Here is a 13900-nt window from a genome sequence, read left to right as displayed (position 1 = left end):
ATAGGGGGTATCTATAGCGTGCGTTGGGGCATTCCCGCATATCCCCTAATCCCCTAACGGGGCACTCCCACGGATCCCGATAGGGTCGCGGTCAGCTGGGGGATTCAACCCCGATTACGAGCGGGGGCGGAATCCATAGCGTGTATTGCAGAACGCCGGTCAATCGGCGAAGGGGATTTGAAGGGGAGTCAATCATGGACCGGCTGATCCAATACATCATGGATTTGTTTGCCAACCCGGACGCGGCCCAGGCATTCGTTTTGGGTCCCGGGCAGGCTATGACTGACGCAGGCTTGGTCAACGTGGCTCCGGAGGAATTCGCCGCCGCGGTGGCCAGCGCCGTCCCGGGTGTGCCCCTCGGCCTGGGCGACCCGATCGGTGGGCTGCAGCAGGTGCTCACCGACCAGTACGGCTTCGCGCCGGGTTACGGCGGCTACGACCAGGCCTATGGCTACGACCAAGGCTATGGCGGCTATGACCCCGGATACGGCGGCTACGACGCCGGCTACGGGTACGGACCCGGCCTTGTCGGCGCGGTTGCTCAGGACGCAGGCGCTCTGGTGGGTGACGCGATCGCCCCGGTTGTCGACGGCGCCGGCGCTGCACTCGGCCTCGGTGGCGCGATCGTTGGAGACTTGGGTGGCGCGCTGCTCGGTGGCGTCAACGCCGGAATTTACGGCGGCGGTTACGGCGGGTTCGGCTTTCAGCCTGGTTGGGGCGGATTCGGTCCTGGCACTGGCGGCTTTGGTCCCGGTTTCGGACCCGGCCCGGATGGGGCCACGGCTGGGGTGACGGACGACCCGGATGGGGCCACGGCTGGGGTGACGGTCGGCCTGGGTTCGGACCCGGCTGCGGTCCCGATTGGGGCGGTACTGGCTGCGGCCCAGACTGGGGTGGGTTCCGGCCTGGCGTGGGTGGATTCGGCCACGGCACCGGCTTTGGTGGCGGTTTCGGTGGCGAATTTGGTTTGGGCGTCGGGCTCAATGCCGGCCTGGGACTCGGCGGTGGCTTCGGTGGACACTCCGGCTTTGGCTTGGCCAGTGAGGTCGGTCTGGGCGGTCGTGCCGGTATCGGTCTCGGTGGCGAGAGCGGCTTTGGTGGCCGTGCCGGTTTCGGTGAAGGTGTTGGGCTGCGGGCCGGTGGCGGATTTGAAGGCGGCGCTGGGTTGGGCAGTGGCGCGGGTCTTGGTGGTGAGGCTGGTCTCGGCGGTCGTGCCGCGGCCGGTGCGGGTGCCGGGTTCAACGGCGACTCGGGCGTTGGCGGCGGTGCTGGCCTAGGGGGTCACGGCGGTGTTGGTCTGAGGGGTGAAGCCGGTGCCGGCTTCGGTAGCCAGGTTGGTGGCGGCCTTGGTGCCGGTGCTGGCGTTGGTAGCCAGATCGGTGGTGGTTTCGCTGCGGGCGGTCAGGCTGGTCTGGGGGGCCAGGTTGGCGGCGGGTTGGGTGGCCAGGCGGCGCTGGCGAGCCAGGCAGGTTTCGGTGCCGGTGCCGGTGGCGGCTTCGGCGCTGGCGCTGGCGGCCAGGCTGGTGGCGGGTTCGGGGCTGGCGGTGGACTGGCCGGTAGCAGCAGCCTAGGCGTCCAGGCGGCGCTTGGGGGACAAGCCGGCGCTGGCTCCGGTAGCCAGGTCGGTGGCGGTTTCGTTGCCGGCGGTCAGGCTGGTTTGGGGGGCCAGGTTGGCGGCGGGTTGGGTGGCCAGGTTGGCGGCGGGTTGGGTGGCCAGGCGGCGCTGGCGAGCCAGGCAGGTTTCGGTGCCGGTGGCCAAGCTGGTCTTGGTGGGCAGGCTGGTGGCGGGTTCGGCGCTGGCGGGGGGTTGGCCGGTGGCGCCAACCTCGGCGGCCAGGCCGCTTTGGCGAGCCAGACAAGTTTCGGTGCCAGCAGCCAACTGGCGGGTGCAGGCAATGCCGGTGCAGCTGCCGGGGTGAGCGGTAATGCCGCGCTGGGCGCAAGCGGCCAGTCGGGATTGATCGCTAGCGAGGGCGCAGCTTTGAACGGTGCTGCCACTCCTCACGTGGGCGGCCCGCTCGGAGGTGTCGGTGTCGGCGGTCAAGGTGGTGCCGCGGCGGCAGGCGGCGCTGGTCTGGGCATCGGCGGGGCACGCACCGGCGGCTCGTTGAGCGGCGAGGGCGGGCTGGGCGGCCACGCGACTCCGCAATCCGCGAGCGTTGCCGGCGGCGCCGGGTTGGGCAGTCACGCAGAAGCCGGGGGGATCGGTGGCGCGGGCCTCGGCGGCCACGCCGAAGCTGGCGGCGGCGTCAACTCCGGAGCCGGCGTCGGCGGTGGTTTCCCGGGCGGAGGAGCTGACGGCGGCATCAACGCGGGTGCCGGCGGTGGAGCTCACGGCGGCATCCTCGGCCAGGAGGGCCCGACGCTCGGAGGCGGCGGCGGTGTCGCCGGCAACGGCGGCATCGGCGCGCACGGCCCGGCCGGACCCGCCGGACAGGGCCCGGTGATTCAGGGCGGCGGCGGCGCTGGAGCCGGCATAGGTGGTCACGCGACCCCGCCGTCGAACCCCGGCTCTGTCTTCCAGGGCGGAGGCGCCGGCGGCCACGGCAGCGCGGGCGGACCGGTAATCCACGAGCCCGCGCAGCAGGCACCGGTTCAACACTCGCCTGCCCCGGTTCAGCACTCGCCGGCTCCGGTCGAGCATTCGCCCGCCCCGGTTCAGCATTCGCCCGCGCCGGTTCAGCATTCGCCGGCTCCGGTCGAGCAGGCCCCGGCGCCGCACAGCCCGTCGGTGTTCGAAGGTACTCCGCACGCCCCGGCTCCCGTGCACGAACCCGCTCCAGTGCACGCACCCGCGCCCTCGCACGGAGGCGGCCCGCACGGGTAACGCGCGGACCTAGCGAACGGCGGGGATCTTTTGATCCCCGCCGATTCGCGCGCATACCGTAATCACAGATGCGAGAAAGTGGGGAACCGCGGTGACTCAGGCCAGTGATCCGAGGCGCGTCAGCGTGATCGTCGAGCTGATCGACCACACCATCGCCATCGCCGAACTCAACGAACGCAACGACCTCGCGCAGCGACTCGCCCGCGCCCGCGAGCGCATCACCGACCCGCAGATCCGGGTGGTCATCGCCGGGCAACTCAAACAGGGCAAGAGTCGGCTACTCAACTCGTTGCTCAACCTGCCGGTGGCGCGAGTCGGCGACGACGAGGCCACCGTGGTCATCACTGTCGTCAGCCATGGCGACCCGCCCTCGGCGCGGCTGATCGTGGCTGCCGGGCCCAACGGCGAGGCCGCGCCCATCGACATCCCGATCGACGAGATCAACACCGACCTGCGCCGGGCGCCGCAGGCCGGCAACCGCGAAGTGCTGCGCGTCGAGATTGGCGCGCCCAGCCCGCTGCTGCAGGGCGGGTTGGCGTTCGTCGACACCCCGGGCGTGGGCGGCCACGGGCAGCCGCACCTGTCGGCGACGCTCGGACTGCTGCCCAACGCGGACGCGCTGATCATGGTCAGCGACACCAGCCAGGAACTGACCGAACCGGAGATGTGGTTCATCCGCCAGGCGCACCGGATCTGCCCGGTTTCAGTGTTGGCCGCCACCAAAACTGACCTTTACCCGCATTGGCGCGACATCGTCGACGCCAACACCGCGCACCTGCAGCGCGCCGGCGTGCCGATACCGATCCTGCCGGTCTCGTCGCTGCTGCGCAGCCACGCCGTCACCCAGAACGACGCCGAACTCAACGAGGAATCCAACTTCCCGGCGATCGTCAAATTCCTCAGCGAGCGGGTACTCACCCGCGAGACCGACCGGGTACGCGACGAGGTTCTGCGCGATATCCGTTCGGCCGCAGAACAATTGACGATGGCTGCGGGCTCGGAACTCGCGGTGGTCAACGATCCCGCGCTTCGCGACCGACTCACTGACGACCTGGAGCGCCGCAAGCGTGACGCGCTGGACGCGCTGGAGCAGACTGCGCTGTGGCAGCAGGTGCTCAACGACGGATTCACCGACCTGAGCACCGACGTTGACCACGACATGCGGGCCCGGTTCCGGTCGCTCACCGAGGACATCGAGCGCCAGATCGATGCGTGCGATCCGACCCGTCATTGGGCCGAAATCGGTAGCGACGTCGAGGAAGCCGTTGCCACCGCTGTCGGGGACAACTTCGTGTGGGCCTACCAACGCGCCGAGCAGCTGGCCGACGACGTCGCCCGTTCGTTCGCGGCGGCGGGACTGGACACTGTGCTGACCCCCGAGCTGAGCCAACGCGCGATGGGCGAGGATTTCGGTCAGCTCAAGTCGGTGTCCGACCTGGAGTCCAAGCCGGCCGGCAAGGGCCAGAAAGTGGTCAGCGGGCTGCGTGGTTCGTACGGCGGCGTGGTGATGATCGGCATGTTGTCCTCGGTCGCGGGACTGGGGCTGTTCAACCCGCTGTCCATCGGCGCGGGACTGGTCCTGGGGCGCATGGCCTACAAGGAGGACAAGGAGAACCGGCTGCTGCGGGCGCGCGCCGAGGCGAAGACGAATGTGCGGCGCTTCGTCGACGACATCTCCTTCGTGGTGGGCAAGGAATCGCGCGACCGGCTCAAGATCATCCACCGCACGCTGCGCGATCACTACCGCGACATCGCCAGCGAGATTTCCCGATCGCTGAACGAATCGCTGCAGTCCACCATCGCCGCGGCGCACGTGGAAGAGGCCGAACGCGACAACAAGGTCCGCGAACTCGAGCGGCAGTTGAATATCTTGAACCAGGTCATCGACAATGTGGACAAACTGACGCCACAGGTGACCGTAGGACGGGTGTGAGCACTAGCGATCGAGTCCGTGCGATTTTGGGCGGGACCGTCCAGGCCTATCGTGGTGAGCCGGCGTTCCGGAACCGACCTGAAGTTTTCTACGAACTCGACCGCATCGGCGCGCGGCTGAACGAACCGATCCGCATCGCCCTGGCCGGCACGCTCAAGGCCGGAAAGTCCACCCTGCTGAATGCGCTGGTCGGTCAGGACATCGCCCCGACCGACGCCACCGAAGCCACCCGGATCGTGACGTGGTTCCGGCACGGTCCTACCCCAACGGTCACCGCAAACCATTGGGGTGGAAGGCATTCCAATGTGCCGATCAGTCACAGCTCGGGGTTGACGTTCGACCTCCGGGCGCTCAATCCCGCCGACGTGGCCGACCTCGACGTCGAGTGGCCCGCCGAAGAGTTGGTCGACACGACCATCATCGACACCCCGGGGACGTCGTCGCTGACGCGCGAGGCCTCCGAGCGCACGCTGCGGTTGCTGGTGCCGCCCGACGGGGTGCCGCGGGTGGACGCGGTGGTGTTCCTGCTGCGCACCCTCAACGCCGCAGATGTCGCTCTGCTCAAGCAGATTGGGCAACTCGTCGGCGGGTCCGCGGGCGCGCTGGGTATCGTCGGCGTGGCGTCACGAGCCGACGAGATCGGCGCCGGACGGATCGACGCGATGTTGTCGGCGGCCGATGTTGCGCAGCGATTCACCAAGGAGATGAATGAGACGGGCATCTGCCAAGCCGTTGTGCCGGTCTCGGGCCTGCTGGCGCTGACCGCGCGCACGCTGCGCCAAAGCGAGTTCATCGCCCTGCAGAAGCTCGCCGCGACCGACAAGACCGAACTCGGTAAGGCCATGCTGAGCGTGGACCGCTTCGTGCGCGTCGACAGCCCGCTGCCCGTCGACGCGGCGACCCGCGCCCAGCTGCTGGACCGGTTCGGCATGTTCGGCCTGCGGATCTCGCTGGCGGTGCTGGCCACCGGTGTCGCCGACGCGGCGGGCCTGGCCGACGAACTACTGGAGCGCAGTGGGCTGGTGGCGCTGCGCGAGGTCATCGATCAGCAATTCGCGCAACGCTCCGACATGCTCAAGGCGCACACCGCGCTGGTGTCACTGCGCAGGTTCGTCGAGGCGTTTCCGATCGTCGCGACGCCCTACGTCATCGCCGATATCGACCCGCTGCTGGCCGACACGCATGCGTTTGAGGAGCTGCGCCTGCTTAGCCAATTATCTTCTCGGCCAACGATGTTGAATCAGGAAGAAATCGCGTCGCTGCGCCGCATCATCGGCGGGTCCGGCACCCGCCCGGCCAGCCGGCTCGGTTTGGAGCCCAACGAGGGGCCGCGGGCCGCATTCGCCGCGGCGCAACGCTGGCGCCGCCGGGCCGAACATCCGCTCAACGACCCGTTCACCACCAAAGCCTGCCGGGCCGCGGTGCGCAGCGCCGAGGCCATGGTGGCTGACTTCGCCGCGCACGGCGCCAACATTCAGCCGCGTCAGTAGCGCCGCCACGGCCAGTGCGGCCTTTCCCGTTCGGTCGGCGGGGGCGGCGGCGTAAACGTCGTCGTCGGTGGCGGCGGGACCGTCGTGGTGGGCGCCGGCTGATAGGTCGTGGTGGGCGGCACCTCGGTTGTCGTCACGGGCGCTTCGGTGGTGGTGGTCGTCGTCGAGGGCGGTGGTGGGGGTGGCGCGGTCACCGTCTCGGTGGACTCGGTCACCGTCACGGTCTGCTCGGGCGGCGGGGCCGTCGGGTGACTCGGTGACGGCTGCACCGGGCTGGGGTTCTCCTCGCCCAGAGTCAGCGCCAGAATAATGGCGATCATGATGGCCGCGGCAGCAGCGGCAAGGCTCAAGACGACGGCGGTGCGCTTGTACCATGGCGGCGGGGCAGCGTAGGGATCGTCGTCTGCGTACTCGAAACCCATTGCGTCTCGGACATATTGGCCACTGCGCTCGGGGCCGGTGTAGGGGACGGGATCTTCCTCGTCTTCGTCCTCCGACCAGGCCAGGGGCCCCTCTTCTTCGATCCGGGCGCCGGGGATGGCTTGCGTCATGTCGGCCGGCACGGCCGGCGCCAATTGCGTGGCACCCTCGACGGGCGGAGTCGGCACCGCGCTCGCCGCCGGGTGTTGCTGTCCGAAGGCGGCCGCGCCGAGTGCGGCGGTGAACGCGGGCTGCGGGGCGGTGCGCACCGGAACACCGAGGCGTTCGGAAAGGCGGGTGGCGAGCAGCGGGATAGCGGCACCGCCGCCGACAGTGGCCACCACGGCCAGGTTCGACGCCGAAATCTCGTTGTGCCGCAAGATATTTTCGACGCCGGTGAGGAATTCGTCCAGCGGTCCGGAGAGCAGCTCCTCGAATTCGTTGCGGGACAGTTCGACATCCTCGCCGGTGACCGCCGGGACCGTGGTGACTGTCGCAGTCGACAGGGTTTCCTTCGCGGTGCGGTATTGGTCGAGCAGCCGGGCCAACGACCCCATCCGCGTCGTGCTGGCCACGCCGCCGGAGCTGTCGCTCGGAACGCTGTCGCGCATGCGGTCGAGGATGAGCTGGTCGATCCCGTCGCCGGAGAATTCGCGGTAGCGCACCGACGGGCCGATCTGCGCGAAGTCGGACCCGGCGTCGCTCAGCGTGACGGTGGTGCCGCCGGCGCCGAAGTCGCACAACGCGATGATGCCGTCGGTCGGAAAGTCCGGTTCAGCCCGCAGCGCGGTGAGCGCGGCGGTGGCGTCGGAGATCAGCGTCGGCGGAACGCCGCCGGGAGCCAGGCCCGGCTGGGCGAAGAATTCCTCGCGCAGCGCCGCGGACTGCTCCGGCGACCAATAGGCGGGGACCGCGATCGTGACCGGCGTCCCGTAGTCGACGGTGCGGGCCATCGCCTCGAGCGCTTCGACCGTCAGCGCATCACCGAGGTATTTCGTGCCGTCGGCCGCCACCAGCGGAGTTCGGTCGCCGACCCGTTCGACGAATCCGCGCATCACCAGGCCGGATTCGGCTGGGTTCGCACCTTCCTCCGGCAGGCCGACTTCCGATGTCCGCTGGTCAAACAGGGTAAGCACGGATCTGCGCATCACCGCGTCGCCCCCCGCGCGGGCAGCGACCAGATTGGCCATCCCGATGGACAACCCGAGCGACTCGGACATCTGGCATACCTCTGTGCTTTGTCGTAAATGTGGCTGTGGGTTGCCGCGAGTCTAGGTGGGAGCCGTTTTCACAGACCGGGTGGCAGCGTGATCTCGGTCGGCAGCCCCGGCAGCGCGGGCAGCGTGATCACCGACGGCAATTGGGGCAGCGGGTACGCCTCGCTTGATGGCGTGGTCGGCGTGGTGATGCTGGCCGACGGCAGCGAGTCCTCGGTGGACGCCGTTGGAGGGTCTGGAGACGTGGTGGTTGTCTGCTCGCTCGGTGCCGGCGGTGGCACGCTCGAGGTGCCCGACGGCCGGGCTGGTGTGGTGGTCGCGGTCACGGGGGTGGTTCCGGTGACCGGTTCCTGCGGTGGGGTGCCCTGCGCGAGCTGGATGATGCCCCAGACGATCAGCGCGATCAGAATCGCGATCAGGATGCCCCACCCGGCCAACGCAATTGGTTTGCGCCAGCCCGGAATCGGATCGTTGGGATCGGGCTCCGCGCCGTCGTGGTCGTCGTCTCCGTAGTGGATGTAGACGGTCGGGTCGTCGTCGACGAAATAGTCTGCCGGCGCGTGCCTTGCCATGGTCGCTGAGACTAGCGGCGTGGTGTCGGCCGAAGTGGGACCCACACGGGCGGGTTCCGATCGGCCGCCAAACGTTGACTTAATTGCAACCAACTCGTTAGGGCAATTGGGGGATGGTCGTCGGCAACCACGACGGCCAGTGATGCCGACGCGTGGGTTGCTGCTGGGTGGGCTGATGCGTCGGTCCCGGTTCGGGCGCCTCGGCGCTGCTGGTGGCTGGCCCCGTGGTCGTCGTTGTCGTCGGCGTCGACGACGGCGTGGCGGTCGCGACCGTCGTAGTGGTGGTCGACGGCGTGGTCGTAGTGGTCTTCGGGTTGCTGGTGGTGCCCTGGTCTCCGATCAGCTGGATGATGCCGTAGACGATCAGGGCAATCAGGATCAGAACGGACAGTCCCCAGAGGATCAGCCCCACCGGCCTGCGGTACCACGCGGTGGGCTCGGTCTGTTCGTCGAAAGGATCCAGCTGCGGCTCGACCGGGCCGTGCTGATCGGGGGCAGGTGACAGCGGCTCGTCGACCGGCGGGCCTTCGCCCCTGCCGACGTCTCGATACCGCGTCGGCTCGTTGTTGAAGTCATCCGGGGGCCCTGCCACGGCACCGATCGTACTGATCGGGCGTCAGAAAGTGTTGACCTTCTCGACGCTAACGAACATGCCGTGTCCGGTGTGGCCGTTGGTGAACTTGGTGCCGGCCTCGGACGCGTCGATCGTCCAGCCCTGCGCGTCGTAGGTCTTGTAGTCGATCGTGACGGTAGGGATGGCGCCCAGGTTGCCCAGAACCCACTGGACCGTGCCGCCGGAGGTGATGTGAATGCCGTTGGTGTGCTCACCATCCTGCATGGGTGAGTCGGTGAACGGCGCTTCGCATCCGACGCTGTCCTTGTTGATCTGGCAACGCGTGATGCCGGACTTGGTCTCGATGAAGACGTAGCCGTTCTGGTCGGGCGGCAGCGGAATCGCGCCGGCCGGTGCGGTCGGGTTCACCGGCGTTGTGGGTGGGATTCCGGTGGGGTTCGACGGCGCAGCGCTCGGCCTCCGCGTGGGAAATGCGGGTTCGTTCGGCCCGGCGCCCGGCGCGGCGACTGGTTTGCCCTCGATGACGGAAGTACATCCGTTAATCAGCATGGGACTGACCACCAACACGGGCGAAAACAGCAGCGATCCGCCGGCCAGACTCCACCGTGCCCTCTGCGATAACCGCACGCGTCGCTCCCGAAGATCTGAGATGTCAGACGTAGATTACGCACGGGATGGGGAAATATACTGCGGTGACACGCATTTGAAATGGCGCTGATAACAAAGTGTTATCAGGGGCCCGAGGGGGCTGTCGGTGAGCCCGAAGGTGAATGCATCATGGGGGAGTGCGGTTACCCGATTCGCCCCGCCACGTCGGAGTCTTGCTCGCCGCGGGCGCCGGGCGACGCTACGGCAAGCCAAAAGTCTTGGTGGAAGGCTGGCTTGAGATTGCGACCGGCGCGCTGCGCGACGGGGGCTGTACCGACGTCGTCCTGGTGTTGGGTGCCGCCGACGTCGCGGCACCGGCCGGCGTCACGGCGGTCACCGCGCCGCTCTGGTATCAGGGCCTCAGCGAGTCGGTACGCGCCGGCCTGGCCGAGGCCGACCGACTGCGCGCCGACGATGCCGTGTTGCACGTGATCGACACGCCCGACGTGGGCGCTGACGTCGTCGCACGGGTGCTTGGCCGTGTAACCGGAAGTGGTTTGGCGCGTGCATATTTCGGGGATCGTCCCGGGCATCCGGTGGTCATTGCGCGCCGGCACTGGCCCGATGTGCTGGCCCGGATATCCGGAGACCAAGGCGCCGGGTCGTATCTGCGGGGCCGCCACGACGTCGAGATCGTCGACTGCAGCGACCTTGCCGGCGGTCAGGACGTCGACGAGCCCGGCTAGGTCACAGCCCCAGCAGCTTCTCCGCGTTGCGGTGGCTGATGCGGGCCCGCTCGTCGTCGGTCAGCGGGAGCTTGTCCAGGAAGGCGCGGGCGATCTTCATCGACCCGAACGGGTAGTCGGCCGAAAAGGCCACGCGGTCAATGCCGACGTTGGCGACCAGGTTTGCGTAGGTCGCTTCGTCGTTGAAGTTGGCGAAGGTGTAGTGCACATTGCGCCGTAGGTAGGTGCTGACGGGGTGTTTGAGCCCGGTCAGTTCCGGCTTCAGCGTGGCGTCGAATCGCGGCAGCATGAACGACGTCGCCTCGCCCATGTGCCCGATGATGATCTGCAAGTCGGGGTAGCGGTCGAACACGCCACCGAGAATCAGTCGCAGCACGTGGGTGGCGGTGTTGATGTGCCAGCCCCACCCCACAGTGGCGAAGGCGAACGTGACTTCGGGGGAGAATCCCGCGTAGCTGGACTCGATGACGCCGGCCGGCGGAATCGTCGGATGCAGGTAGATCGGCGCGTTGAGCGCCGCCGCCCGATCGAGAACCGGCTCGAAATAAGGGTCGTCCAGATAGCGACCTTGACTGTGCCCGTTGATCACCGCGCCGAGAAAGCCGAGCTTGCGCAACGCCCGATCCAGTTCGTCGGCCGCCGCGTCCGGCGCACTGATCGGCACGCACGCGAATCCCGCCAACCGCTCCGGATATCGGGCGATCGCCGCTGCGAGTTCGTCGTTGCATTCGCGCGCCAGCGCAATGGCTTTCGGGCTCTCCAGCTGCTCGACGCCGGGCGCGGCCAGCGACAGCACCGCCAGATCGATTCCCGCCTCGTCCATGGCCGCGATACGGCTGTCGCCCAGATCGGCGATCGGTTCGATCACGCCCGCGCGCGACGCCAGCCAGCTACCCGGCCCGCGCAGGAAACCCATTGTGGCGTAATGCTCTTCGAGTGCGATGGTCCGCACTTGTGGTCCTTTAGCTCTCCAACACGCGGTTGGCGGCGGTCCAGTAGGGAAGTTCGTCGCGCTTGGCGGCCCAGCGAATCGTCTTGGTGTACCCGTATTCCGACAGGGTCTCCTCGGCATGTTCGCGCCCGAACCCGCTGTGACCGACCCCGCCGAAGCCGGTGCCGATGGCGATCCGGACATAGTTGTTGACGAAGACGGCGCCGGCCCGGATCTGCCGGCTCACCCGCAACGCGCGGTCGCCATCCTGGGTGAACACCGCCGCAACCAGTCCGAAGGGGGTGCTATTGGCGATCCGTACCGCCTCACCCTCTTCGCTGAAGGGAATCAGGGTGACGACCGGTCCGAAGATCTCTTCCCGCGCGACCCGCATCCGCGGAGTCACGTCGGTCAGCACCGTCGGTGATACGTAGAAGCCGTCGGCCAGGCGCGGGTCGTCGGGCAGCGGCGCCTGGGCGGCGATGCGTGCGCCTTCGGCCACACCGAGCTTGAGGTAGTCCAGCACCTGCTTCTGCTGCGCACGGGTGACCAGCGGCCCGACGTCGGTCGTGGGGTCGGCGCCGTCACCCACCTTCAGCTTGGTCACCGCTTTGCACAGCTTCGCGGCGAACTCGTCATAGATCTTGTCCTGCACCAGGATTCGCGAGGAAGCGGTGCACGCTTCGCCTTGGTTGAAGAAGCCACCATCGATGGCGGCCATCAGCGCCTCGTGCATGTTGGCGTCGTCGAAGACGATCAACGGGTTCTTTCCGCCGAGCTCCATCAGGGTGGGGGTTAGGCTGCAGGCGGCATTGCGCATCACCGCGGAACCCGTCCGGGGTGACCCGGTGAAAGAGACCTTGCCCACCAGTCGGTGTCCGGCGAGCGCGGCACCCACCTCGCCCTTGCCCGGCACGGCGTGCACTACGCGGTCCGGCAGCACCGACTGGATCAGTTCCACCATCCGCAACACGACCGAGGGCGTCTGCTCCGGTGGCTTCAACACGACGGCGTTACCGACGGCGATTGCTGGAGCGATCTTGCCGGCAGTGTGGATGGGCGGCCAGTTGAAGGGGACGATGGCCGCGATCACTCCGTACGGCTCCAGCGTGGTGACGTCGAGAACCGTGTCGTGGTCGCGCGTCTTGTTCGGTATGGCTTCCACAATGCTGGCGAAGAATTCGAAGATGGAGATCGCCGCTTCGAGGTCGAACTGGCGCGCCTGGATGATCGGCTTGCCCATTTCCCGTGACTCGAGCATCGCGAGTTCGTCCGTGTGGGCACGGATGATTTTGGCGATCTCGCGCAGGTAGGCGCCGCGCTCGCGGGCTGGGCGCTGCTTCCAGCGCAGGTGTGCGGCGTGGGCTTTGCGGACCGCCTGGTCGACCTCGTTGGGTCCGGCTCCCTGGACCACGGTGATGGTCCGGCCCGTTGCGGGGTTCTCGACGACGAACTGATCGTCGGTGGAGGGAGACGACCAGCGCGTTCTGGTCCGAGTCAGGGGGGAGCTTGCAGAGTCATTGGCACATCCAGCAAGGTCGGGGATGGGGGCGGTCGACGGGCGGTCAGCACGCTCGACCAGCTCGACGCTACGTTTGCCAGCAGCATCAGGGCCAACGACATGTTCTGATGGGTATTAGCACTTGCGGTGATAATGGCTGGGTGGAGCTCCGCCATCTTGAGTACTTCCTCGCCGTCGCGGACAACCGTAGCTTCACCGAGGCGGCAAAGAAGTTGCATGTCGTCCAATCGGGCGTGTCAGCGACGATCAAGGCCCTCGAGCGTGAACTCGGCGCGGACCTATTCGTGCGGGGCTCGGCGGGCGTCGAGCTGACTCCAGCGGGAGAGGAGCTGCGGCCCCGTGCCTGCGAAACCCTCGACGCCGCCCGCGCGGCCAAAGATGCCGTCAACGCCACCCGCGGCTCGGTGCGCGGCACTGTCACGGTGGGAATCCTGACGTCGATCAGCGTGATCGACATGCCCGCGGTGCTGTCCGAACTGCACACCCGGCATCCGGGAGTGACGGTTCACCTGCGCGCCGCCAGCGCCGGATCGGCCGGACTCGCCCGCCAGCTCCGCGATGGCGATCTCGACGTCGCTTTTCTCGTCTTCACCGGGCCGCCGCCGGCCGACCTGAACGCCCGGCTGGTTGCCGCCGTTCCGCTGCTGCTGGTCGTACCCGCTGATCATCCTCTGGCCCAACAGGATTCAGTCCCACTGGCCGAGCTAGAAGGGATGTCTTTCGTCGACAGCCCACCGGGATACGGGACCCGGACGGTGATCGACAACGCGTTCACCGCCGCGGGCGTCGAACGGACCGTCGCGGTGGAGGTCGCCGACCTGGGTACGGCCGCGACCTACATCCGCAACGGCCTGGGGATCGGGTTTCTGAGCTGGACGATCCTCGACGAGATCGACGACTTCGGCCTGGCCACACTGCGCGTCAGCGACTACGACCTGGAATGGCGATTGTTCGTCACCACATCCGCGGCCCGGTCGACCAGCGCGGCCACCCGCGCGGTGCTCGCATTGATCGAGGAGATCGCCGCGCGCTGAATTAACTTGCGAGGGCGATGTTCTCGTGTTTGGGGCAGCGCGGCCG

The 13900-nt window shown here is 67.9% G+C and carries 13 protein-coding genes; 6 read left to right on the top strand and 7 right to left on the bottom strand.

Translation table 11 applies throughout. The annotated features are described in order from the left end of the window. Positions 1 to 194: 194 nt before the first annotated feature. A complete protein-coding gene (locus G6N54_RS30615; RefSeq protein WP_179969074.1) occupies positions 195 to 1277 on the top strand; it encodes an IniB N-terminal domain-containing protein in 1083 nt (360 codons plus the stop codon). Between the two features lie 36 nt (positions 1278 to 1313). Then, positions 1314 to 1571, top strand: a complete 258-nt coding sequence (locus tag G6N54_RS30610) for a hypothetical protein (protein WP_179969073.1) — start codon at positions 1314 to 1316, stop codon at positions 1569 to 1571. On the opposite strand, the gene G6N54_RS30605 is transcribed toward G6N54_RS30610, so the two are convergent. Continuing rightward, a complete protein-coding gene (locus G6N54_RS30605; protein ID WP_179969072.1) occupies positions 1568 to 2488 on the bottom strand; it encodes a hypothetical protein in 921 nt (306 codons plus the stop codon). The two genes, G6N54_RS30610 and G6N54_RS30605, sit on opposite strands and share 4 nt — an antisense overlap. Positions 2489 to 2918: 430 nt before the next feature. Between G6N54_RS30605 and G6N54_RS15970 the strand changes: the two genes are divergently transcribed. After that, complete coding sequence (locus G6N54_RS15970) at positions 2919 to 4760, top strand: dynamin-like GTPase family protein (RefSeq protein ID WP_163790973.1); 1842 nt, start codon at positions 2919 to 2921, stop codon at positions 4758 to 4760. Next, entirely contained in the window at positions 4757 to 6250 is a 1494-nt protein-coding gene (gene iniC / locus G6N54_RS15965) for an isoniazid-induced dynamin-like GTPase IniC (protein WP_163790972.1), read from the top strand. Before G6N54_RS15970 ends, iniC begins: the two co-directional genes overlap by 4 nt. On the opposite strand, the gene G6N54_RS15960 is transcribed toward iniC, so the two are convergent. The 4 genes from G6N54_RS15960 to G6N54_RS15945 all read right to left on the bottom strand — a co-directional run bounded on the left by G6N54_RS15960 (position 6244) and on the right by G6N54_RS15945 (position 9660). Beyond that, positions 6244 to 7890, bottom strand: a complete 1647-nt coding sequence (locus tag G6N54_RS15960) for an Hsp70 family protein (RefSeq protein WP_163790971.1) — start codon at positions 7888 to 7890, stop codon at positions 6244 to 6246. The genes iniC and G6N54_RS15960 overlap by 7 nt on opposite strands. Before the next feature lie 68 nt (positions 7891 to 7958). Beyond that, a complete protein-coding gene (locus G6N54_RS15955; RefSeq protein ID WP_163790970.1) occupies positions 7959 to 8459 on the bottom strand; it encodes an oligopeptide transporter substrate-binding protein in 501 nt (166 codons plus the stop codon). Positions 8460 to 8556: 97 nt separating this feature from the next. Further along, positions 8557 to 9060 (bottom strand): hypothetical protein, encoded by a 504-nt coding sequence (locus G6N54_RS15950; RefSeq protein WP_372513313.1) that lies wholly within the window; start codon positions 9058 to 9060, stop codon positions 8557 to 8559. Between the two features lie 15 nt (positions 9061 to 9075). Beyond that, complete coding sequence (locus G6N54_RS15945; protein WP_163790968.1) at positions 9076 to 9660, bottom strand: hypothetical protein; 585 nt, start codon at positions 9658 to 9660, stop codon at positions 9076 to 9078. A 158-nt stretch (positions 9661 to 9818) separates the two neighbouring features. Here G6N54_RS15945 and G6N54_RS15940 point away from each other — a divergent pair, with 158 nt between their 5' ends. Further along, a complete protein-coding gene (locus tag G6N54_RS15940) occupies positions 9819 to 10367 on the top strand; it encodes a nucleotidyltransferase family protein (protein ID WP_372513312.1) in 549 nt (182 codons plus the stop codon). A 1-nt stretch (position 10368) separates the two neighbouring features. Here G6N54_RS15940 and G6N54_RS15935 read toward each other — a convergent pair whose 3' ends face one another. Beyond that, positions 10369 to 11319, bottom strand: a complete 951-nt coding sequence (locus tag G6N54_RS15935) for an amidohydrolase family protein (RefSeq protein WP_163790966.1) — start codon at positions 11317 to 11319, stop codon at positions 10369 to 10371. A gap of 10 nt (positions 11320 to 11329) precedes the next feature. After that, positions 11330 to 12799, bottom strand: coding sequence for an aldehyde dehydrogenase family protein (locus G6N54_RS15930; protein WP_163794762.1), 1470 nt, complete (start codon positions 12797 to 12799; stop codon positions 11330 to 11332). Positions 12800 to 12960: 161 nt separating this feature from the next. Between G6N54_RS15930 and G6N54_RS15925 the strand changes: the two genes are divergently transcribed. Next, entirely contained in the window at positions 12961 to 13854 is an 894-nt protein-coding gene (locus G6N54_RS15925; RefSeq protein ID WP_163790965.1) for a LysR family transcriptional regulator, read from the top strand. Positions 13855 to 13900 lie beyond the last annotated feature (46 nt).

It is taken from the genome of Mycobacterium stomatepiae (genome assembly GCF_010731715.1).
GTDB lineage: Bacteria > Actinomycetota > Actinomycetes > Mycobacteriales > Mycobacteriaceae > Mycobacterium > Mycobacterium stomatepiae.
This window is presented reverse-complemented; position numbering and strand designations above follow the sequence as displayed.